Genomic DNA, 22214 nt, shown 5'->3' on the forward strand with positions numbered 1-22214 from the left:
AAACATGGCAGATTCAAGCGAAAAAACAGAAGACCCCACGGGGAAAAAACTCGAAGATGCCCGAAAAAAAGGGCAGCTAGCCCGATCCCGTGAACTCTCTACGACCCTAGTACTTATCGTCAGTGCTTTTATGTTCTTGTTTGTGGGCGGGTGGATTGCTGAGTCTGTTTTTAAACTTACTCAGAGAATGTTCATTCTCTCTCGTGACGAAACCTATGATATCACCCACATGTTTGGCGCATGGGGTGAAGCCTTTTCGGCAGTAGGCCCTGCCGTGCTGCTATACATGGTTGTGGCAATGATAGCGGGCATTTATGGCTCTATCGCCCTTGGCGGTTTTAACTTTACCTGGGAAGGTGCAAAACCTAAGGGTTCAAAAATGAGCCCTATTCAAGGCTTCAAGCGTATGTTCGGCATGAACGGCTTGGTTGAGTTACTCAAGTCTATAGCGAAAGTGGTGGTCATAATTGGCATGGCCATCGGAGCGTTACTGTTCTTCGAAGATGAAGCGCTCCACCTTGATATGGAGCTTTATCCGGGAAACATCTTTCACGCACTCGACATGCTTAAGTGGGCGTTTCTTATTCTGGTGTGCGGCATGATCCCTATCGCGCTCATTGATGTGCCTTATCAAATGTATAAGCACAACAAAGAAATGAAGATGACCAAGCAAGAGGTTAAAGACGAACGGAAAAATGCGGAAGGCGACCCTATGGTTAAAGGCCGAATTCGCCGTCTACAATATCAGGCTGCAACCAAGCGCATGATGCAGGAAGTACCACAAGCAGACGTAGTGGTGACTAACCCGACCCATTTCTCGGTTGCTATCAAGTATGATGAGAAGGGAGTGAGGGCGCCGGTTGTGGTCGCTAAAGGTGCTGATGAGCTAGCGATGCACATCAGAAAAATTGCTACCGCCAACGATGTGCCGTTGATCCCTTCTCCCATGCTTGCACGCGCCATTTTCTACTCCACTGAAGTGGACGATGAAATTCCTAACGCCTTATTTATGGCGGTAGCGCAGGTGCTCGCACATGTTTATCAGTTAAAAGCGCATAGAGCAGGTAAGGGTAAACGTCCTAAGCCACTTAAACGGGATTTGCCTATCCCACCAGAGTACCGACACTAACCCAACCGCTAAATGGGTGAAAATTGACTTTGAAGGTGGGGCATAGGTATGTGCCCCGAACCAACAATTCTACCAGCGCGCTAGGGTTCCTCTCACATCCACATGAACAAAAGGCCCGTGCGCCGCATTAGCACCGTAAATACCAAGCCCACCGACTCTTGGACCGAAAGCGCCTTGTTTAGACATGTTTGATATAAAGTTCGCGAGCCATACCGCATCTTCGCGGTTTACCACACCGTCTTTATTGAGGTCATCCATCACCCCATCTTTCGGTGACTGATCGATATAGAAATCCGCTGCGCCACCCCAAACGTGACGGCTGTACTGAACATTGCCAATAGCTTTGTTGTAGAACGGAGTGCGATATCCACTCATTATGGTTAATCCTTCAACAGCATGCCCTTCGTCATTTAAGGTGTGCAGTATTTTTTCCAGTTTCAACAAAAGGCCTGCTCGCAAATGTACATATTTGGGAAATCCTTGTTGCTGCTTGGATAGAAATTGACCTAGGGTGAAATTGGGCGACAACCTTACGTCCGTTTGTTCTGGCGATACTTCAATAAGTCCTGATGGGGGTAAATAAATGGGATTGTCTTTTAAAGGCTTATCAGGATATTTACCAATTGTGTAGCCGTTTAACTTACCTGTTTTGTCTACCTTTTCCAAAGATGTCATCACAAAGACGTTGAGCGTCGCAGTTTCACCTGACTGCGCGTTGGTGGTTTTAAGTACATAGTGCCCTGATTTCTTAGGTGCCATTATTGGCGCTTTCCCCACAACCCCGCTAACTATTGGAAGGTTCGAACTCGTCTTTAGTGCTTCACCGTTCGCATGGTGAAATTGAAAGTTCCCAGTATGGCTTTTGTTGTCAAACTCAACAGTGAACGTTTTATTCGGCATTACAAAAATAGAGAAAATAGGGTAGGGAACCATATTTCCATTAATAGCAAGCTTAGAGTTGAGCATGTCATTGTCAAAGGAGCACGCATCACCGGCGCGCACTGCAGTTAAAAGAGCAATCAGCACTAACAAACACCTACGCACGTTTAAACTCCTTCAATTTCTCAATAATATGGCTGTCCCGATTGTATGCATCGCGGCGAAATACAATGGTTCCTGCTTCATCTGCAAACGCTGTGAAGTACACAATAAGAACCGGTATCGGTTTCTTCAAATACAGTGTACTGGTCTCTTCACTTTGAAGTAATTCCTCAGCTTGCGGTATTGCCTCTGTCTGGCCTGAATGAGTGAGTACCCATTGAGACAGCTTCAAAGGGTTAGAGACTCTGATACAGCCAGAGCTAAAGTTCCTTTCTAATTTCGAAAAAAGGCTGTGGTCGGGCGTGTCGTGAAGATAAATGGCATGCTTATTTGGAAGCATGAATTTCACTTTACCAAGGGCATTGTGCGGCCCGGGCTTTTGTCTGAGTGTATAGTGAAACGTACCACGGCTAACATTTGTCCAATCAAATTCATCGACAGGGCTGAAGCCGCTGACACCGGCGGGCTGGGCTTCGTAACCTTGCTCGACCAATAAAGAAGGATTGGTTTTTAATTTCGCCAGCTTGTCTTTAGTGGCTATACTGAAAGGCACGGTCCAGTAGGGGTTAAACACCATATACTTCATTGATTCAGCGAAAACGGGCGTTTGTCTCACTGGCGTACCGACAATCACAGGCATTCCCAGTGTTTCTTCACCTTCAGTAAACCCTCTCAACTGAAACGACGCAATGTTAACGCGTAAATATGTTGACCAAGTTTGATGAGGAAGCCATCGCCAACGCTCTAAGTTTGCATCGATTCTTTCTAACCAAGAAAACGTGGTGGCATTTAATGCTTCTAAAGTGGAACTTCCCACAATACCATCTGGCTCTAAGCCCGCAGACATTTGAAACTGCTTAACCGCGTCCAGTAAATCTTTATCGAATAACTCTGAATAGGTGCCTGGCCCTAAAAGACGAGACTTCAGCAACACAACTCTTTCGCTCGTTGAGTTCAGCTTAAGTGTTGGGCCAACTGGAATTTGTGTGGTAACTGTAGAAACTGCCGTGAGTAAACTACGCTTTTTTTCTAACAGTAACTGGTATTCATGGTGTGATGGCCACATTGCTTGCAGAGTTGCTGATACACCGTTAGTTAATGCGTGATTTAGCGATGCCACAGGATCCGCTTCTCTTTGCTTAAGGAACCACTGCGAATCTGCATTGGCGGGGCTAACAAGCCCATTTAATCGATGCAGAGTTTGACTGATGAAGGCATCGGTTGCTAGTACATCTAAGAGTGCCGTATTGGCGTCGCGACTTTCGAGCATTGACGCGTGGTAATACTCGGGCGAGAAGCCATGTAACTCTGAATCAGCAATTTCATGGAGGAGTTCCTGAAGACGGTTTTCAGCATCACTAGTACCAAACCATATAAGCTGATAGCCCTGTTGAGTGTAGACCTCGCTTACCAAAACTCTATTGTGCACACGAGATGGGTTACTATTTTGTGAACCGTATATCTCCACTGAATCAACTAGCAAATTCTCCACACGCTGTCGTAAGTTAGGTTGTTTAGATGCATGAGCTACATGACTAAAAGTCAGCATGATGACAAGGCTGACCCAACAAAACGTTGCAACACGGTTTTGTAGTACTACCATGAATAATCCTTTTAAAACGAAGAGTAGGCCCTAGGAATAGTGACGTAATTATAAACTGTTCGTATGTCCCTCGGATACAAAATCTTAATCGCTCTATACAAGTCACTGTAGACAGTAATCACGCATGATTACAGCTCAGATTTGGATAACTTTTGCGTAAAACACAAAGCTGGCACGTTAGTTGAAAACTCACTAGAAGATTCACATAAAGCGTCAATTTTCTGATAGAGAGACACCAAGCCATGCAGTTATCCGGTTATCTTCAGCGATTCGATAAAAATCAGCTGCAAAATTTTACCAGTGGTTTAGGCGCACCCATCGTCCTTTTGGCAATTATGGGCATGGTTATATTGCCTATGCCGCCATTCTTACTGGACGTGCTGTTTAGCTTTAATATTGCGTTGTCGCTAGTCATTATCTTGGTGGCTGTACTTACCCAGCGTCCAGTAGATTTCGGCATTTTCCCCTTGGTGTTACTTATCGCTACCGTTTTGAGACTAGCGCTTAACGTGGCTTCTACTCGCGTTGTCTTACTTTACGGACATGAAGGCGGCGATGCAGCAGGTAAAGTTATCGAAGCCTTCGGTGAGGTCGTGATTGGTGGTAACTACGCCGTAGGTATTGTTGTTTTCGCCATTCTTCTTATTATCAACTTCAAAGTTGTAACCGCAGGCGCAGGACGTATTTCAGAAGTAAGCGCTCGCTTTACGTTAGATGCTATGCCCGGTAAGCAAATGGCCATAGATGCTGATTTAAATGCAGGGTATATAGATCAAGACCAAGCACGTAAACGCCGTGAAGAGATTACCGCAGAAGCGGATTTTTACGGGTCGATGGACGGTGCGTCAAAATTTGTAAAGGGTGATGCGGTCGCAGGCCTTTTCATCATGCTAATTAATATTGTCGGTGGTCTTTTTATTGGCATGATTCAGCACGGGCTTTCATTCGGTAACGCTATAGAAATCTACACCATATTGACCATCGGTGATGGTTTGGTGGCGCAAATTCCTTCATTGTTACTTTCGGTCGCTACAGCCATTATCGTTACTCGTGAAAACGAGACCCAGGAAATGGGCAAAGAAATCCGCGGTCAGCTTGGTAATAATCAAGCTCTTTATATAGCCTCGGGCGTTCTATTTGTGATGGGTATCATTCCTGGGATGCCTCATATCGCATTCTTAGGGTTCTCATTCTTGATTGCAGGCTTTGCTTACTGGCAGTCGGTTCAAGAAAAGAGAAAGGCCGCAGAGCCCAAAGTGCCAGACAATGTGGTAAAAGATGAATCGGTTGCGCCTGAAGTGAAAGAGCTTGGCTGGGATGATGTTCAGCAGGTAGATACCATCGGATTGGAAGTGGGCTATCGCTTAATCCCTCTTGTCGATAAATCCCAAGGTGGCGAGTTGTTGACGCGCATTAAAGGCGTACGTAAGAAACTATCGCAAGAGCTGGGTTTCCTTATTCCGCCTGTCCACATTCGCGATAACTTGGATTTAGAGCCCAACACTTACACCATCGCTATGCTAGGCGTAACGATAGGCGATTCCATCATCAGTCACGATGAAGAACTTGCTATTAATCCAGGGCAAGTGTTCGGTAAATTAGAAGGGCGTGCCACTAAAGACCCCGCGTTCGGCTTGGACGCAGTATGGATTAAGCCCAATAAACGGGAGCATGCACAAACCCTTGGGTACACAGTAGTAGACGCTGCGACCGTTGTAGCGACCCATTTAAGCCAATTACTCTCTAACAATGCATATCAATTATTAGGGCACGAGGAAGCGCAACAACTTCTTGATATGCTTGCCAAGCAGCATCCGAAACTGGTTGAAGGATTAGTACCAGACATTCTTCCTCTAAGCACCGTCGTGAAGGTACTGCAAACCTTATTGTTTGAAGGCGTGCCTATTCGCGATATGCGTACAATCGTGCAAACACTCAGTGAGTACGGCACGCGCAGCCAAGACCCCGATGTTTTAGTGTCCGCAGTGCGTATTGCCCTTAAACGTTTAATTGTCCAAGAAATTACTCAAGGTGCAAAAGAGATACCTGTCATAACCTTGGCGCCAGAGTTGGAACAGATGTTGCACCAGTCACTTCAAGCAGGTGGCGAAGATGGCGCTGGCATAGAACCAGGTCTGGCAGACAAGCTGCAAAAATCATTGCAGCAAGCCAGTCAGCAGCAAGAGTTAGAAGGAGAGCCTGCAGTACTCCTTACCTCAGGCATGCTACGACCCGTTCTGTCTCGCTTCTTAAAATATTCGGTTGTTGGGCTTCATGTTCTGTCTTACCAAGAAGTGCCTGACGACAAACAAATAAAAATAGTCAGTTCGGTCGGTCAATAATCTGACACTGGGTGATTGGAGAGGTTGCAATGAAAATTAGACGTTTCTTCGGCAAAGATATGCGTGAGGCGTTAAGCCAAGTTAAAGCTGAATTGGGCAGTGACGCTGTGATCATGTCAAATCGCAAAGTCGCTGACGGTATTGAGCTTGTCGCAGCCTACGACAAAGAACCTGAAGCGAAGTTGTTTACGCCGAAAGCGTCTCCACAAGCCGCTGCAAAAACACCTGGCCAAAAGGCAGTGCCTAGCTTGAGCGAAATCATTGGTGACGACGGTCCTGATAGCCTTAAAGCACTGCTAGAAAAGCAGCACGGTGGAAATAATGGCGTAGCGAGTCCCGCGCAACCTAACCAACCAATGACAGCAAATGCTAAGCACGCCAATGAAATTGCTTCGCACTTAGACTTCTCAGAAGCCTTTATTGACGACGTAGAAGCCCAGCAGTCTTCTCATGAACCAGTTCGTCAGAACGCTTTCCCAGAGCATCAAGCGTCGAGTATGGATGATACCGCTGTGACGCAGTCAGCGGAGCTTGCGCAAATCAAGGAAGAGCTAGCGTCTCTTCGCGATGTATTGCAATATCAAGTGGCCGACTTGATGGAAGCTAAAAACAAACGTCAAAAACCTGTTCATCAATATCTAATCACCCGTTTAACCGATATGGGGTTAAGCAACGCGTTAGCGAAACAGCTTATTAGCTATACGCCGTCACATTACAACGAACGAGATGCATGGGTATATCTTCTTAACCTATTGGCTAATCGCATAAATGTGACAGGAAACGATATACTTAGCGCACAAGGTGCTGTTGCATTAGTAGGACCAACAGGTACCGGTAAAACAACTACCGTTGCGAAACTTGCTGCCCGCTATGCGCAAAAATACGGTGCAGAGTCGGTTGCGATGATTACCATCGATACGTATAGAATTGCCGCCTATGAGCAGCTAGCGACATACGGAAAGATTATTGGCTGCACGGTGAGAAAAGCGCAGACTAGTGAAGAACTTGCGGATTTATTATTCCAACTTCGTCATAAGCGACTAGTATTGATTGATACGGCTGGATTTAGTCAAAGAGATAGTCGATTAATTAAACAAATTAAGCAGTTTGATAACGGACAAATGCCAAATGTTAAAAAATATTTGGTAGCGCAAGCAAATACGCAATATCCTGCTTTGCAGAGAATCATTCAAGCGTATGATGATATTGAACTAAGTGGCTGTATTTTCACAAAGTTAGATGAGTGCTACTCTTTAGGAGAGGTGCTTAGTGCAGCGGTTGAATACCAATTACCGGTTAGTTATGTCACCGATGGTCAAAAAGTACCTGAAGACATTAAGATTGCAGAAGCGAAATCTTTGGTTTCCGCTGCTGCAAAGCTTTATAAAAAGTACGGTTTGAATCATACTAGTGGTAACAACGCAATTAAAACAGCATAAGCAGTATGATTGACGACCAAGCGAGTAGCTTAAGAAAAATGAAGCAATCACGGTTAATCAAAGTAATCGCCGTCACCGGTGGCAAAGGTGGCGTAGGTAAAACAAACATTACATTGAACACCGCTATCGCCATGGCGAAGCAAGGTAAACGTGTAATGGTTCTCGATGCGGACCTCGGTCTTGCTAACGTAGACGTTATGTTAGGTTTGCGTGTTGAGAAAAACTTATCCCACGTGCTTTCCGGCGAATGTACACTTGATGAAGTATTAGTGACCGGTCCGCACGGAATAAAGATTGCCCCTGCCACATCAGGCACGCAGTCGATGGCAGAATTGTCGCCAACGCAACACGCTGGCCTAATTCGTGCCTTTAGTGAGCTGCGCTCGCAAATTGACGTGCTTATCGTTGATACAGCGGCAGGTATTTCAGACATGGTGTTGAGCTTTTCAAAAGCCTCACAAGACATCATGGTCGTTGTGTGTGACGAGCCTACTTCATTGACAGATGCGTATGCATTGATAAAAATTCTGAATAGAGAGCACGGTGTTTTCCGCTTCAAAGTTGTGGCTAATATGGTGCGCGACGTGCGAGAAGGCCAAGAGCTATTTAGTAAATTAAGCAAAGTGACAGGGCGTTTTTTAGATGTTGCACTAGAATTAGTGGCGACAGTACCGTTTGACGAGAACATTCGTAAAGCAGTGCGTAAACAAACAGCCATTGTCGATGCTTACCCAGGTTCACCGGCAGCCGTTGCAATAACACAGTTGGCGAGTAAAGCCTTAACATGGCCTATTCCAGCGCAGCCAGGTGGCCATTTAGAGTTTTTCATTGAACAATTAGTTGCAGAAAAAGCCGTAGGAAGTCAGCGTTGAACAGCAAGGCAGCCGCTTATCAACAACAAACCGATAAAGCGCAGTTAGTCGAAAGACATGCGCCATTGGTTAAGCGTATAGCGCATCACTTGATAGCGCGATTGCCGGCTAGTGTTCTTGTAGACGATTTAATTCAATCAGGCATGATTGGATTATTAGAAGCCGCGCGAAACTTTGATGGTTCAAAAGGAGCCAGCTTTGAAACGTTTGCCGGTATTCGCATTCGCGGTGCTATGCTAGATGAAATTCGCAAAGGGGATTGGACACCGCGTTCAGTCCACCGAAATGGTCGAGCGATCACTGAAGCAATTTCGCAAGTAGAAAGCGAAACAGGCCGCGATGCTAGAGATTCTGATATTGCTGATAAGCTTAATGTAAGCTTGCAGGACTATCACCAAATGCTTAATGAAGTAAATGCCGGAAAGCTGGTAGGTATTGAAGATTTAGGTGTGTCAGAAGATGTTATTTCGACAGAGCAAAATCGAGGTAGCGACGCACCACTGGAAGATTTGATGCAAGGCGCTTTCCAAAAAGCGCTTGCCCATGCAATTACGACATTACCTGAAAGAGAAGCGATTGTACTTTCGCTGTATTATGATGAAGAGCTGAACCTAAGAGAAATTGGTGAGGTTCTTGATGTAAGTGAATCGAGAGTCAGTCAAATTCACAGTCAGGCCATGTTAAAACTCAAATCACGAATGAAGTCGTGGCAAGCTGACGAAGAATAGAAATTAATAACAATTAACCCCTCACTGGAGGCTATTTTGGACAAAAGCATGAAAATTCTCGTGGTCGATGATTTTTCTACCATGAGACGTATCATCAAAAACCTACTTAAAGATTTGGGTTTTTCCAACATCCAGGAAGCGGATGACGGAAGTACTGCATTGCCTATGTTGCAGCAAGGTGATTTCGATTTCGTAGTTACCGATTGGAACATGCCTGGAATGCAGGGTATTGACTTGCTTCGCGCGATTAGAGCCGATGACAAGCTCAAGCACCTACCAGTACTTATGGTTACTGCTGAAGCGAAGAAAGAGCAAATTGTTGCCGCTGCGCAAGCAGGTGTTAATGGCTACGTTGTTAAGCCGTTCACTGCAGCAACACTTAAAGAAAAATTAGATAAAATATTCGAACGTTTAGGTTGATCCAGACGCTCACCAGAGAAATGAGGTTTACTGGATGTCAACGAATGTAAACGTTCCAATTTCGTTGGAAGAAGCAAAACAGCTTGTCACCTACCTTGAAGAGGGTGACAACGCTTCAGCCAATGCCCTATTAGAAGCGGCCTCAATGAAAGAAAACGTTGAGTTATTTGCCGAAGTAGGGAAACTGACGCGTCAGCTCCATGACGCGCTGAATAATTTCCAAATAGACGACCGCATTAAAAATCTCGCGACCGATGATATTCCCGATGCACAATCCCGCCTAACCTACGTAATTGAAGAAACTGAAAAAGCTGCTAATACTACTATGGATGCCGTTGAAGCGAGCATGCCTATCGCTGAAATGCTGTCGGCGCGCATCGAAAAGGTTATGCCTGAGTGGAAGAAGCTGATGAATCGCCAAATAGAGTTGGGTGAATTCAAGGCTTTATGCGCAGACTTAGACGAATTGTTGGAAGAAGGTTCGGCACAGTCAGCTAAACTTACACAGTTACTTACAGAAGTATTGATGGCTCAAGGTTATCAAGACTTAACTGGTCAGGTTATTCGCCGCGTTATCGACTTGGTTAAAGAAGTGGAAGACAGCTTAGTTAACATGCTTACCATGTTTGGTGAACGCGACGGTGCAGAACAAACTAAACCATCCAGCGTTAAGGCCGATAAGGTTGATGGTGTAGAGGCAGAAGGCCCTATCATTGATGCCGATAAGCGCGACGACGTCGTGTCAGGCCAAGATGATGTAGATGATCTTCTGTCTAGCTTAGGTTTTTAGGGGAGCGGGCGCATGTCGTTTGATGTTGACGAGGATATATTACAGGACTTTCTAGTTGAGGCTGGAGAGATACTTGAACAATTACAAGAACAGCTCGTTGATCTTGAGAACAATCCTGAAGATGCGGATTTGCTGAATGCAATTTTCCGTGGTTATCACACAGTTAAAGGGGGAGCAGGGTTCCTGTCTCTTACCGAGTTAGTAGAAATTTGTCACGGTGCGGAAAACGTCTTTGACGTAATGCGAAACGGTCAACGAACACTAACCCCTGAACTGATGGATATTATTCTGCAAGCCACAGATGTGGTGGTTGAAATGTTTGAACGAGTGAAAGCTCGGGATCCATTAGAGCCAGCAGATGCACACCTAGTAGACTTGTTACACAAACTAAGTCGCCCGGAATCTCCAGATGAGAATATTTTTGGTGAACAAAGCGCGCCGGCGTCAGAACCTGAGCCCGCGATTGAAGAGCCAGAATTAGTTGTTGAAGAGCCTACTGCACAGGCCCCAAGTTCTGGTGATAGCGGCGGTATTGACGAAATCACTGAAGATGAGTTTGAAGCGCTGCTTGATGAACTGCATGGCTCTGGGGCACCAGGACAGTCCTCAGCGGCTAAAAACGAACCTGCAAAGGCTGCTGCACCTGCTGCCGCTAGTGATAACGACGATATCACCGACGAAGAATTTGAAGCGCTGCTCGATGATTTACATGGCAAAGGCAAGTTTGGTGGTGAAGAAGCTGCGTCAACGGCAAATACACCAGCTCCAGCACCAGTAACGCCGAATGCAGCTGGTGATGAAGAAATCACCGATGACGAATTTGAAGCACTGCTTGACCAACTGCATGGCTCAGGGCAAGGGCCTACCAAGCAGGGAGCCGTTTCAAAGGCGCCAGAGCCTCCTGTAGATAAGGCAGCAACAGAAGCGGTTCAAAAAGCGAAACAAGCAGCGCCAGCTGCGCCAAAAGCGACGCCTGCTCCTAGCGCCGCAGCGCCAGCTAAAGCAAGCGCACCTGATGCACCAAAAGCAGCGCCTAAAAAAGATGAGAAGAAGGCGGCACCAGCTGCGCCTCCTGCTGAGACTACAGTACGTGTAGATACCAAGCGCCTTGACCAAATTATGAACATGGTGGGTGAACTCGTACTAGTGAGAAACAGGCTAATAAGCTTGGGTATCAACAGTAACGACGAAAGCATGTCCAAAGCCATTGCCAACTTAGATGTGGTAACGGGCGACTTGCAAGGTGCGGTAATGAAAACCCGCATGCAACCTATCAAGAAGGTGTTTGGTCGTTTCCCTCGCGTTGTTCGAGACCTCGCTAGAAGCTTGAAAAAAGAAATAACCCTTGAGCTTGTGGGTGAGGAAACTGATTTAGACAAAAACCTGGTTGAAGCACTGGCCGATCCACTTGTGCATTTGGTGAGAAACTCCGTCGACCATGGTATTGAAATGCCTGATGACCGTGCTGCAGCGGGTAAACCGCGCATGGGTACGGTTCAGCTATCGGCATCTCAAGAAGGCGATCATATTCTTCTAACCATCGAAGATGATGGTAAAGGAATGGATCCTGAAAAGCTTAAAGAAATTGCTATTAGTCGCGGTGTACTAGACGCAGACGCAGCTGCACGTATGTCGGATGTCGAAGCGTTTAACTTGATATTCGCGCCAGGGTTCTCAACCAAAACAGAAATTAGTGATATTTCTGGTCGCGGTGTGGGCATGGACGTGGTTAAGACCAAAATTAACCAACTAAACGGCACAGTGAACATTGATTCACAGCTAGGTAAAGGCACGCGACTGGATATCAAAGTTCCGCTAACGCTAGCCATTCTTCCGACGCTAATGATTGTTGTAGGAAAACAAACCTTTGCGTTACCATTAGGTGCGGTGAACGAAATAATAAATATGGACATCAAAAAGACCAACACGGTCGATGGCCAGCTAACAATGATAGTTCGTTCAAAAGCAATTCCGTTATTCTTCCTTGGTGAATGGTTGATTCGAGGTCCCAAAGACATCGATAGAGAAAAGGGACACGTTGTTGTAGTGCAAATTGGTACACAACAAGTAGGATTCGTAGTAGACGCGCTAATAGGCCAAGAAGAAGTGGTAATTAAACCTCTTGATGCATTATTGCAAGGCACGCCTGGTATGGCGGGAGCCACGATCACATCAGACGGTGGAATTGCACTAATTTTAGATATTCCGAGCCTGCTTAAACGGTATGCGCGTAAACCCATCAAGTAAGGCGATGAATTAACAGGAATAATAATCCATGGTCTTTAAAGTCCTTGTCGTGGACGACTCGACTTTTTATCGTCGTCGAGTAAAAGAAATACTCGATGGCGATAGGGAACTTGAAGTTGTTGGGGAAGCGAGAAATGGGCGCGATGCACTTGAAAAAGCAGAAGCGCTTAAGCCGGATGTGATAACGATGGATGTTGAAATGCCTGTCATGGACGGCATTTCAGCTGTAAAGGCCATAATGGACAAACGGCCTACACCTATTCTTATGTTTTCTTCGCTTACGCATCATGGTGCGCAAGCGACATTAGATGCGTTAGAAGCGGGCGCGCTCGATTTCTTACCTAAGAAATTTGAAGATATCGCGCAGGACAGAAAAGATGCATCGCGCTTGTTGTGTACAAAAGTACGCTTAATAGCGCGTCGTGGTATTGGTCTTAAGCGTCCGTCGTTTCGCTCTACAGAGGCAAGAAAGCTTCCTGATAATGCGCCAAAGCAGGCGTTCTTTAAAACATCAGGGTTGCTATCAGGGCATAAAGACGCAGCCAAACAACCAACCGTTTCGTCTGTAAGAGCGACGGGAAAGCACTACAAGTGTTTGGCAATTGGGGCTTCTACAGGCGGGCCTGTGGCGCTTCAAAAAGTGCTGTCTCCTTTACCTGCAGAGTTTCCTTACCCCATTTTGCTTGTACAACACATGCCTGGAACATTTACTTCGGCATTTGCACAGCGTTTAGACACAAACTGTAAGATTAGAGTAAAAGAAGCCGAGCACGGCGACATTCTAAAACCAGGTCATGCGTATCTTGCTCCCGGTGGGAAGCAAATGTTGCTAGAAACCATAGGTGCGAATAAACGCATTGCCATTGTTGATGCAAGTGCGAGTGACAAGGTGAATTATAAGCCCAGTGTTGATCTCACTTTCAGTTCTCTGGCTAAAGCTTATGGTGGGGATGTATTAGGAATTATATTAACGGGTATGGGGGCTGACGGCAGAGAAGGATGCCGAATGCTCAAGAAAAAAGGCGCAACGATTTGGGCTCAAGACCAAGATTCCTGTGTTGTGTACGGTATGCCTCAAGCTGTAGCCGTTGCCAATATATCCAGTAAAAATATAAACATTGATGATATGAGCAGTTGCGTTCAAACCGAAATGCGATAGCAGTTTGAACAGTAATGGAACAGCAAATATGAAAGTGTGGACAGTAGCGAATCAGAAAGGTGGTGTAGGAAAGACTACCACTACGGTGAGCCTTGGCGGCTTGCTTGCACAGCAAGGCAAGCGAGTGCTCATGATTGATACTGATCCACATGCATCGCTGAGTTATTACTTCGGTATCGATGCAGAAGCGTCAAGTCATTCAGTTTACGATATTTTTATTAAGTCTAATGACATTACGGCCGATAATGTTATGGATTGTCTGTGCCCGACAAAGTTAGACAACTTATATGTGCTTCCTGCAACAATGGCGCTCGCGACCTTAGATAGAACGATGGGTAGCGAACAAGGTATGGGCTTAGTCCTAAAAAAAGCGTTGGCAAAAATAGCAGGAGAATTTGATGTTGCTATCATCGATTGCCCTCCAGTGCTTGGGGTGCTGATGGTTAACGCTCTTGCAGCGTGTGACAAGGTTATCGTGCCTACCCAAACGGAATATCTGGCGCTTAAAGGGCTAGACAGAATGATTCGTACCATGGAAATTATGGGACGTTCGTTGGACAAATCCTTTAATACTGTGATTATTCCAACTATGTTTGATAAGCGCACTAACGCGGCGCTTGCATCGCGAAAGCGCTTAATGAATGACTATGGTGAGCGCGTGTGGGAAGGGGTTATTCCCGTCGACACGCACTTCAGGGATGCAAGTTTAGTACAGCTTCCCATTTCCGCAGCGTACCCCAAAACACGTGGTGTGTCTGCGTACGAGAAACTATTAGCGGTATTGGAGAAATAACGAGAACATGAGCAAGCAATCGCCTTTTGCCCGTGAAGAAGTGATGGAGGCATACCTTGATAGCCTCCTCAAAGAGCCAGAAGCACCGGAAGATGTGACTGCGCGCACGGCAAAATTGCTCGAGCAGGCTTCTCAGCAGATGGCTGAAAAGGCACTTGCTTCTACCGCCAATGAAAGTGAGCCGCTATCGAATGAACAAGAAGCGATAGCGGAAAAGGTTACATCGTTAATTGAAACGCAAAAAGCAGAGACAATTGAAGATGAACAGCAACAGTCTCACGCAGAAACTTTAGTAGAAAATGAACAAGAAGCTGCGTTAAACCGCGCTGAAAAAACAAAAGTTCCACTAAAGAATACTCTCGGTTTTCGCTTTCAGGCGCTATTCTTTGAGGTTGCAGGGTTAACACTTGCGGTGCCTTTGACGTCGCTAGGTGGGATCCACCAAATTGAGAAGATTGGCCCTTTATTTGGAAAACCTGATTGGTTTATGGGTGTAATGTTGCACAGAGAGTCTAAACTAAGTGTTGTTGACTCTGCAAAATGGGTAATGCCAGAAAAATATGACGAAAACCTCGCACAATCGCTTAACTACCGATATCTTATAATGTTAGGGGAAAGTGCGTGGGGTCTGGCTAGTGAAAAGCTAGTCAATACGGTCAATTTGACTACCGATGATGTTAAATGGCGCGAGTCCACAGGTAAGCGTCCCTGGTTAGCAGGGATGGTTAAAGAAAAAATGTGCGCGTTAATTGACGTTGAAGAATTAATATCTATGCTTAACAAAGGCTTAGGCAGTAACGACCAGACGCCATAGTATTGGGAGCCAGGTTCATGAGCGACGAAAGAATAAATAATAACGCCACCGACAGCAACGACGAAGTCCTTCAATGGGTAACGTATCGCTTAGGTGAAGAAACTTACGGTATCAACGTGATGCAAGTTCAAGAGGTCTTGCGTTATACCGAAATAGCCCCTGTACCCGGTGCACCTGACTATGTACTTGGTATTATCAATCTGCGTGGTAACGTAGTAACGGTTATCGATACACGTGCTCGTTTCGGATTACCGCCAACAGAAATTACTGACAATACCCGTATCGTTATTATTGAGTCTGACGAGCAGGTGGTTGGTATTCTGGTGGATAGTGTCGCTGAGGTGGTTTACTTGAAATCTTCAGAGATTGACAGTGCCCCTAACGTAGGTACTGAAGAGAGTGCTAAGTTTATCCAAGGTGTAAGTAACCGCGACGGCGAACTGCTTATTCTTGTAGATCTTAATAAATTGTTAAGCGACGAAGAGTGGGATGAGCTTAGCAACATCTAAATAAATGAATAGGCGGTATTGATTATAATACTGCCTACATTTCCCCAAGGGTTATGTCCATGGATTGGCAGCTTGCTGCACCTACCTTATTAGAACTCATACTGTGTATTCTTGTAGTTATACTCATTGCCGCGATGGGTGTGCTGTATTCACATATTAAGCAGTTGCGTTCTGCATTAAGCGAAAGCGAACATGCTAACGCAGAGGCTATTGCCCGCACTGAAGCCCTTGCTAAAAATGCAAATAATCAACAAACTGAGGCGCAAGCACGCACCTTGGTGATCACTCGACACCTTCAAGAGTTAGACGAAAAGCAAACTGATATTGAAAACCAGCTTCGAGAACTCAAGCTTCAAGATCCTTCCCTACGCCTATATCAGCGTGCGGCGGACTTAGTCAAGCAAGGCGCTAGCATCGATGAAATTATTGAAGCCTGCGACATTCCTCGTGCCGAAGCTGAGATGTTGGTAATGGTGCATAAACAAAATAATTAGTATTTTTGAGCACCAGAGAAAAAACGTTTAGACGTCTAGACGTAAAGATGTTGACATATCGCCAGTTATAGACACAATACAGATATTGTAATTTATCACTGGAGCCCTCTATGCCAATTCGTATTCCTGAGCAGTTACCCGCGCAGAATGTACTACTAGGTGAAAATATTTTTACCATGGACATGGACAGGGCTGCCAATCAGGATATTCGTCCTCTTGAAGTCGGTATTCTTAATTTAATGCCGAACAAGATAGAAACAGAGGTACAGTTACTTCGCCTGTTATCGAACACGCCACTGCAAATAAACGTGGATTTAATTCGAATTGATAATCAAGCGCCGAAGAATACCCCGCAATCGCACATGGATGCTTTCTATCACGACTTTTCAGCGGTAGCGAATAAGAAATACGATGGCCTCATTGTCACCGGTGCGCCTCTCGCGCTTATCGATTACGAGGAAGTAAAGTATTGGGAAACCATGACCACCATATTGGAGTGGGCGCAGCGTCACGTGAACTCAACCCTTTACTTATGTTGGGCTGCTCACGCCGCCATGTATCACTTTTACGGCATTACACGAGAGCTTAGAGACGAAAAGTTTTCAGGTGTCTTTAAACATAAAGTGAATGACCCGAACAATGAGCTATTAAGAGGCTTTGATCCTTCTTTTTACGCACCACATTCCCGTTATGGGCATATTAACACCTCGTTGTATAACAGCGTCGATGGACTTAGTGTTGTTGCAGAGTCTGACGATGTAGGCGCTTATATTGTGGCGTCAGAAGATAAGCGCATGGTATTTGTAACGGGTCACCCGGAATACGATCCAGATACACTTAAAGACGAGTATTTTCGAGATATTGCCGCGGGACAAACGCCAGTAATTCCAAAAAACTATTTTGAAGGGGATGATCCAGCCAAGTCTCCTATTGTACAGTGGCGCTCACACGGCAGCCTATTGTTTACAAACTGGCTGAATTATTATGTCTATCAGACCACGCCTTACGATTTAAGTCAGCTTGCTGAAAAGTCACAGCCAAAGAGGTAGCACGTGAGCAAAAGACCAAATTCTAGCGCGCAGACAACGCTTACAGAAGCCGCTAAAAAGCGCATCCTTATATTAGACGGCGCCATGGGCACCATGATCCAGCGCCATAAGTTAGAAGAAGAAGATTATCGCGGAACACAGTTTGCCAACTGGCACTGCGATGTTAAGGGTAACAACGATTTGTTGGTTCTTACTCAGCCCGATATCATCTATCAAATTCACTGTGATTACTTTGAAGCTGGTGCGGACATTATTGAAACGAATACGTTTAATGCTACGACTATCGCTATGGCCGATTACGATATGCAGGCTCAATCCCGTGATATTAATTTAGCTGCAGCTAAATTGGCACGTAAAGCTGCCGATGAGTTCACAGCAAAGACACCCGACAAACCCCGTTTCGTGGCAGGTGTACTTGGCCCAACAAATCGCACTGCTTCAATTTCGCCTGACGTTAACGACCCAGGCAAACGCAATGTTACTTTTGACGAACTCGTGGAAGCGTATAGCGAGTCTACCGAAGCGCTCATTGAAGGCGGTGCAGATTTAATCATGCTCGAAACCATCTTCGATACACTTAATGCGAAAGCGGCAGCCTATGCGGTAGAGTCGGTTTTTGAAAAGCTGGGTATATCGCTACCCGTTATGGTGTCTGGCACGATTACCGATGCCTCAGGGCGCACGCTGTCTGGTCAAACCGCGGAAGCGTTTTATTATTCCATGCGACACATCAGTCCATTCTCATTCGGCTTAAACTGTGCTCTTGGGCCAGACTTGCTGCGCCAATACGTAGATGAAGTTGCTACTGTTAGTGAGTGCTTAATTTCAGCGCACCCTAACGCTGGTTTACCCAACGAGTTTGGTGAATACGACATGGAAGGCCCTGAAATGGCCGAGCACATCAAAGAATGGGCGCAATCTGGGCTAGTGAATATCGTAGGTGGCTGCTGCGGCAGTACGCCGGAACACATTCGCGATATTGCTAATGCGGTCAATGGAATTGCGCCAAGAAAAGTGCCACAGTTTGAACCCAAAATGCGTTTGTCAGGCCTAGAGCCGTTTGTACACTAGGAGGGCATAATGAGCGCAGAATTTTCTACATTTATTAATATCGGTGAGCGCACCAACGTTACAGGCTCTGCTCGCTTTAAACGTCTTATTCTTGAAGGTGATTATGAAACCGCACTTGATGTCGCAAGACAGCAGGTAGAAAACGGTGCTCAAATTATTGATATCAATATGGATGAGGCCATGCTTGATTCAAAGCAGGCCATGATCACCTTTTTAAACCTGATTGCCTCTGAGCCAGATATTAGCCGAGTTCCCATTATGATCGACTCGTCTAAATGGGAGATCATCGAAGCAGGGCTTAAGTGTGTGCAGGGCAAGGCGATTGTTAACTCTATTAGCTTAAAAGAAGGGGAAGAGATCTTCTTAAACCAAGCCAAGCTAATAAAGCGCTATGGTGCTGCAACCGTAGTGATGGCCTTTGACGAGACCGGCCAGGCCGATACACAAGCCCGCAAAGTTGAGATTTGTCAGCGTAGCTACAAGTTGCTGACAGAAGAAGTCGGCTTTCCTCCTGAAGATATTATCTTTGACCCCAATATTTTTGCTGTAGCGACAGGTATTGAAGAGCACGATAACTACGCGGTTGATTTTATTGAAGCGACCCGCGAGATACGTAAAACCTGTCCGTACTCACATATTTCTGGTGGCCTTTCTAATATTTCATTCTCGTTCAGAGGGAACAATCCGGTTCGCGAAGCTATGCACTCGGTATTCCTATATCACGCTATTCGAGCCGGTATGGATATGGCTATTGTGAATGCAGGTCAGCTAGAAGTATACGACGAAATACCCGCTGAATTGCGCGATGCGGTTGAAGACGTAATTTTAAACCGCAGAAGTGATGCTACTGAACGCTTACTCGATATTGCACCGAACTATCAAGGCGACGGTAAAGCGGCCGCAAAGGAAGATTTATCCTGGCGCGAGCAAGAAGTGAATAAGCGCTTAGAGCATGCGCTTGTTAAAGGCATTACCGATTACATCATTGAAGATACTGAAGAAGCGCGTCAACAAGCTGAGCGTCCGTTACATGTTATTGAAGGGCCGTTAATGGACGGCATGAACGTAGTAGGGGATTTGTTTGGCGAAGGAAAAATGTTTCTTCCTCAGGTAGTAAAATCGGCCCGTGTAATGAAAAAGGCGGTAGCCCATTTACAGCCATACATTGAAGAAGAAAAGTCAGACGATGCGAAAAGCAACGGTAAAATTCTTCTCGCTACGGTAAAGGGCGATGTTCACGATATCGGTAAAAATATTGTTGGCGTGGTACTTCAGTGTAATAACTTTGAAGTGATTGATCTTGGCGTAATGGTGCCCGCGGCGACAATCTTACAAACCGCTAAAGATGAAAACGTTGATATGATAGGCCTGTCTGGCCTTATTACACCTTCACTAGATGAAATGGTTCACGTTGCCAAAGAAATGGAGCGTCAGGGCTTTGATATCCCGCTGCTTATTGGCGGGGCGACTACGTCTAAAGCGCACACTGCGGTAAAAATTGAACAAAACTACCATGCGCCTGTAGCCTATGTTCCAAATGCTAGTAGAGCAGTAGGCGTATGTCAGCGCCTTCTAAACAAAACGTCCCGCGATATTTACGCGCAGGAACTCGCAAAAGAATACGATACGGTACGTGAACAGCACGCCCGTAAAAAGCCGCGCAGCAAGCCGGTGACATTAGCTCAAGCCAGAGAAAACGCTTTTAAGCCAGATTTTACGACTTTACCAGTAAAACCTGCGAACCTGGGTGTAACACCGGTAACCGCCGATTTGGCTACGCTGCGCAACTACATTGATTGGACGCCATTTTTCTTAACCTGGTCTTTGGCAGGCAAGTATCCACGTATACTTGAAGGTGAGGTGGTGGGAGAGCAGGCACAGTCACTGTTTAACGACGCCAACGCCATGCTGGATAAAATTACCGAAGAGAACAGCCTTCAGGCGAAAGGCGTTATCGGCTTGTTTCCGGCCAACCGCGTTAATGACGATGTTGAAATTTATACCGATGAGTCGAGAAACCAGATTCAAGGTGTTGCCCATCACTTGCGTCAGCAAACCCTAAAAGACAAATTCGCTAATTATTGTTTAGCAGACTTTGTAGCTGAAAAGTCGAGTGGCATAAATGATTATGTGGGCGCTTTTGCCGTCACCGGCGGTATAGGTGAAGACGAGCTTGCTGATAGCTATATTCAGACTGGCGATGACTACAACGGCATTATGGTTAAAGCGGTGGCAGACAGGCTTGCCGAAGCGTTTGCGGAATATCTGCACGAGCAAGTGCGTAAGCATTACTGGGGTTACGCCGCTGACGAATCACTAAGTAACGAAGAACTTATTCGCGAAAAATACCAAGGCATTCGACCGGCACCAGGCTACGCCGCGTGTCCCGAGCATACTGAAAAGCAGCTTATTTGGGATTTATTGTCAGCAGAGCAGCATACAGGTATGAAGCTTACGGAAAGTTACGCCATGTGGCCGGGGGCGTCAGTATCGGGTTGGTATTTTGCTCACCCTGATGCCAAATACTTTGCTGTCGCCAAAATTCAAGCCGACCAAGTAGAAGATTACGCCACACGTAAAGGCTGGACCTTAGAAGAGGCTGAAAAGTGGTTGGGTCCAAACTTAAGTGATTAATGCTGATTAGGCAGGTAACGTGTATGCAAATCGAAAAGCCTTTTAGTCAGGCTTGTGAGAACAACAAGCGCGCCATTTTGAGCGTGCTTGAACGTAAATTTGCCAATTGCCGACAGGTATTAGAGATAGGGAGTGGAACAGGTCAGCACGCCGTATTTTTGGCTGAGCATTTGCCCCATCTTATTTGGCACACAAGCGACCAACCACACTATCACGAAGGCATTGCCGCGTGGCTGAGTGATTCAAATACGCGGAATGTGAAACCTCCCATTGCATTCACCGTTGGGCAAGATGACTTTCCCAACCTCGACATAGACGGCATTTTTACGGCAAACACCGCGCATATCATGCAAAAAGAAGAGGCGAAGCTACTCATGGAATCAGTACCGTTGCACTTACCCAAAGGGGGCGTATTCTGTCAGTATGGTCCTTTTACACATAGTGGTAAGTTTACTTCTGAAAGTAACCAAGCCTTCCATACTTCGCTTTTAGCGCGTGGTTATGGTGGCTATCGCGATATCAATGAGCTTACTGCTTGGGCAGGCGAGTTAAGCTTGCAAGAAATAATCGACATGCCCGCCAACAACCATATGCTTATTTGGCAAAAACGCTAAAGAAGTATCAAGGCTGCAGCACTTTGCTTTAAAAACAGTTAAAGCAAAGAAAGTCAGCACTCACATCAAAGGAGTAACTATGAGCTTTAAAGTAAACCATTATTTCGACAATAAAGTGAGCTCGATTGGGTTTGAATCTGCAAACGGCCCCTGCACCTCGGGCGTGATGTCGCCGGGTGAATACACATTTTCTACATCACAAAAAGAGCTAATGAAAGTGGTTGAAGGTGAGCTAGTTGTGAAGCTTCCGGGAAGTGACGAATGGCAATCTTTTGCTACAGGCACCAGCTTTAATGTACCCGCCGATGCTTCTTTTGACGTAAAAGTGTCTACGCCTACCGCTTACCTTTGCTTTTACAGCTAATTTTTAAAACCGTTCAATTCACTCTGTATTTAAACTTTCGTAGAATTGACTTTCAGAGGTTGTAAAATTTCTCTGTATATCTCAAAGTATTAGAAGTGCAAG

The 22214-nt window shown here is 45.8% G+C and carries 20 protein-coding genes; 18 read left to right on the forward strand and 2 right to left on the reverse strand.

Annotation, left to right across the window (positions count from 1 at the left end; all coding sequences use genetic code 11):
• The first annotated feature begins 4 nt into the window (after nt 1-4).
• Nucleotides 5-1129, forward strand: a complete 1125-nt coding sequence (flhB, locus tag KUL49_RS10895) for a flagellar biosynthesis protein FlhB (protein ID WP_131137291.1) — start codon at nt 5-7, stop codon at nt 1127-1129.
• Between the two features lie 69 nt (nt 1130-1198).
• Here the strand turns inward: flhB and KUL49_RS10900 are convergent, their stop codons facing one another.
• Together KUL49_RS10900 and KUL49_RS10905 are read right to left on the reverse strand one after the other, a co-directional pair.
• Nucleotides 1199-2173: a D-Ala-D-Ala carboxypeptidase family metallohydrolase gene (locus KUL49_RS10900; RefSeq protein ID WP_131137292.1), complete on the reverse strand. Its 975-nt coding sequence runs from the start codon at nt 2171-2173 to the stop codon at nt 1199-1201.
• On the reverse strand, nt 2166-3773 hold the full coding sequence (locus KUL49_RS10905) for a murein L,D-transpeptidase (RefSeq protein ID WP_131137293.1): 1608 nt from the start codon (nt 3771-3773) through the stop codon (nt 2166-2168). The genes KUL49_RS10900 and KUL49_RS10905 overlap by 8 nt, the downstream gene beginning before the upstream one ends.
• A gap of 242 nt (nt 3774-4015) precedes the next feature.
• Here KUL49_RS10905 and flhA point away from each other — a divergent pair, with 242 nt between their 5' ends.
• The 17 genes from flhA to KUL49_RS10990 all read left to right on the forward strand — a co-directional run bounded on the left by flhA (nt 4016) and on the right by KUL49_RS10990 (nt 22112).
• A complete protein-coding gene (gene flhA, locus KUL49_RS10910; protein WP_039224872.1) occupies nt 4016-6115 on the forward strand; it encodes a flagellar biosynthesis protein FlhA in 2100 nt (699 codons plus the stop codon).
• Nucleotides 6116-6144: 29 nt separating this feature from the next.
• Nucleotides 6145-7554 (forward strand): flagellar biosynthesis protein FlhF, encoded by a 1410-nt coding sequence (flhF, locus tag KUL49_RS10915; RefSeq protein ID WP_061485040.1) that lies wholly within the window; start codon nt 6145-6147, stop codon nt 7552-7554.
• Between the two features lie 5 nt (nt 7555-7559).
• Nucleotides 7560-8426, forward strand: coding sequence for a MinD/ParA family protein (locus KUL49_RS10920; RefSeq protein ID WP_014948648.1), 867 nt, complete (start codon nt 7560-7562; stop codon nt 8424-8426).
• Nucleotides 8423-9154, forward strand: a complete 732-nt coding sequence (locus KUL49_RS10925) for an RNA polymerase sigma factor FliA (protein ID WP_014948649.1) — start codon at nt 8423-8425, stop codon at nt 9152-9154. The genes KUL49_RS10920 and KUL49_RS10925 overlap by 4 nt, the downstream gene beginning before the upstream one ends.
• A gap of 36 nt (nt 9155-9190) precedes the next feature.
• Complete coding sequence (gene cheY, locus KUL49_RS10930) at nt 9191-9574, forward strand: chemotaxis response regulator CheY (RefSeq protein ID WP_012517682.1); 384 nt, start codon at nt 9191-9193, stop codon at nt 9572-9574.
• Between the two features lie 34 nt (nt 9575-9608).
• Nucleotides 9609-10364, forward strand: a complete 756-nt coding sequence (locus KUL49_RS10935; protein ID WP_014948650.1) for a protein phosphatase CheZ — start codon at nt 9609-9611, stop codon at nt 10362-10364.
• A gap of 12 nt (nt 10365-10376) precedes the next feature.
• Nucleotides 10377-12611 (forward strand): chemotaxis protein CheA, encoded by a 2235-nt coding sequence (locus tag KUL49_RS10940; RefSeq protein ID WP_131137294.1) that lies wholly within the window; start codon nt 10377-10379, stop codon nt 12609-12611.
• 28 nt (nt 12612-12639) lie between these two features.
• The gene (locus KUL49_RS10945) at nt 12640-13770 is read left to right on the forward strand and encodes a chemotaxis response regulator protein-glutamate methylesterase (RefSeq protein ID WP_131137295.1); all 1131 of its coding nucleotides are present in this window, start codon (nt 12640-12642) and stop codon (nt 13768-13770) included.
• A 28-nt stretch (nt 13771-13798) separates the two neighbouring features.
• Entirely contained in the window at nt 13799-14563 is a 765-nt protein-coding gene (locus KUL49_RS10950) for a ParA family protein (RefSeq protein ID WP_131137296.1), read from the forward strand.
• A gap of 7 nt (nt 14564-14570) precedes the next feature.
• Nucleotides 14571-15377 carry a chemotaxis protein CheW gene (locus KUL49_RS10955; RefSeq protein WP_131137297.1) on the forward strand — a complete coding sequence of 269 codons (807 nt, stop codon included), beginning with the start codon at nt 14571-14573 and terminating at the stop codon, nt 15375-15377.
• Nucleotides 15378-15394: 17 nt separating this feature from the next.
• Entirely contained in the window at nt 15395-15886 is a 492-nt protein-coding gene (locus KUL49_RS10960; RefSeq protein WP_014948654.1) for a chemotaxis protein CheW, read from the forward strand.
• A 59-nt stretch (nt 15887-15945) separates the two neighbouring features.
• Nucleotides 15946-16380, forward strand: a complete 435-nt coding sequence (locus tag KUL49_RS10965) for a DUF2802 domain-containing protein (RefSeq protein ID WP_014948655.1) — start codon at nt 15946-15948, stop codon at nt 16378-16380.
• Nucleotides 16381-16490: 110 nt separating this feature from the next.
• Nucleotides 16491-17429 (forward strand): homoserine O-succinyltransferase, encoded by a 939-nt coding sequence (gene metA, locus KUL49_RS10970; protein WP_039224879.1) that lies wholly within the window; start codon nt 16491-16493, stop codon nt 17427-17429.
• A 3-nt stretch (nt 17430-17432) separates the two neighbouring features.
• On the forward strand, nt 17433-18500 hold the full coding sequence (locus tag KUL49_RS10975) for a homocysteine S-methyltransferase family protein (RefSeq protein WP_131137298.1): 1068 nt from the start codon (nt 17433-17435) through the stop codon (nt 18498-18500).
• Nucleotides 18501-18509: 9 nt separating this feature from the next.
• Nucleotides 18510-21134: a methionine synthase gene (metH, locus tag KUL49_RS10980; RefSeq protein WP_131137299.1), complete on the forward strand. Its 2625-nt coding sequence runs from the start codon at nt 18510-18512 to the stop codon at nt 21132-21134.
• Between the two features lie 23 nt (nt 21135-21157).
• Complete coding sequence (locus KUL49_RS10985; RefSeq protein WP_131137300.1) at nt 21158-21748, forward strand: DUF938 domain-containing protein; 591 nt, start codon at nt 21158-21160, stop codon at nt 21746-21748.
• A gap of 79 nt (nt 21749-21827) precedes the next feature.
• On the forward strand, nt 21828-22112 hold the full coding sequence (locus KUL49_RS10990; RefSeq protein WP_014948660.1) for a pyrimidine/purine nucleoside phosphorylase: 285 nt from the start codon (nt 21828-21830) through the stop codon (nt 22110-22112).
• Nucleotides 22113-22214: the final 102 nt, after the last annotated feature.

Origin of the sequence: Alteromonas sp. KUL17 (genome assembly GCF_006538305.1) — a bacterium.
Taxonomy (GTDB): Bacteria; Pseudomonadota; Gammaproteobacteria; order Enterobacterales; family Alteromonadaceae; genus Alteromonas; species Alteromonas macleodii.

What these genes read in the sequence shown, in the direction of transcription:
- flhB (WP_131137291.1), top strand. Translation starts at nt 5, where the DNA reads ATGGCAGATTCAAGCGAAAAAACAGAAGACCCCACGGGGAAAAAACTC.
- flhA (WP_039224872.1), top strand. Translation starts at nt 4,016, where the DNA reads ATGCAGTTATCCGGTTATCTTCAGCGATTCGATAAAAATCAGCTGCAA.
- KUL49_RS10965 (WP_014948655.1), top strand. Translation starts at nt 15,946, where the DNA reads ATGGATTGGCAGCTTGCTGCACCTACCTTATTAGAACTCATACTGTGT.
- metH (WP_131137299.1), top strand. Translation starts at nt 18,510, where the DNA reads ATGAGCGCAGAATTTTCTACATTTATTAATATCGGTGAGCGCACCAAC.
- metA (WP_039224879.1), top strand. Translation starts at nt 16,491, where the DNA reads ATGCCAATTCGTATTCCTGAGCAGTTACCCGCGCAGAATGTACTACTA.
- KUL49_RS10905 (WP_131137293.1), bottom strand. Translation starts at nt 3,773, where the DNA reads ATGGTAGTACTACAAAACCGTGTTGCAACGTTTTGTTGGGTCAGCCTT.
- KUL49_RS10950 (WP_131137296.1), top strand. Translation starts at nt 13,799, where the DNA reads ATGAAAGTGTGGACAGTAGCGAATCAGAAAGGTGGTGTAGGAAAGACT.
- KUL49_RS10935 (WP_014948650.1), top strand. Translation starts at nt 9,609, where the DNA reads ATGTCAACGAATGTAAACGTTCCAATTTCGTTGGAAGAAGCAAAACAG.
- KUL49_RS10985 (WP_131137300.1), top strand. Translation starts at nt 21,158, where the DNA reads ATGCAAATCGAAAAGCCTTTTAGTCAGGCTTGTGAGAACAACAAGCGC.
- KUL49_RS10940 (WP_131137294.1), top strand. Translation starts at nt 10,377, where the DNA reads ATGTCGTTTGATGTTGACGAGGATATATTACAGGACTTTCTAGTTGAG.
- KUL49_RS10960 (WP_014948654.1), top strand. Translation starts at nt 15,395, where the DNA reads ATGAGCGACGAAAGAATAAATAATAACGCCACCGACAGCAACGACGAA.
- KUL49_RS10920 (WP_014948648.1), top strand. Translation starts at nt 7,560, where the DNA reads ATGATTGACGACCAAGCGAGTAGCTTAAGAAAAATGAAGCAATCACGG.
- KUL49_RS10945 (WP_131137295.1), top strand. Translation starts at nt 12,640, where the DNA reads ATGGTCTTTAAAGTCCTTGTCGTGGACGACTCGACTTTTTATCGTCGT.
- KUL49_RS10990 (WP_014948660.1), top strand. Translation starts at nt 21,828, where the DNA reads ATGAGCTTTAAAGTAAACCATTATTTCGACAATAAAGTGAGCTCGATT.
- KUL49_RS10955 (WP_131137297.1), top strand. Translation starts at nt 14,571, where the DNA reads ATGAGCAAGCAATCGCCTTTTGCCCGTGAAGAAGTGATGGAGGCATAC.
- flhF (WP_061485040.1), top strand. Translation starts at nt 6,145, where the DNA reads ATGAAAATTAGACGTTTCTTCGGCAAAGATATGCGTGAGGCGTTAAGC.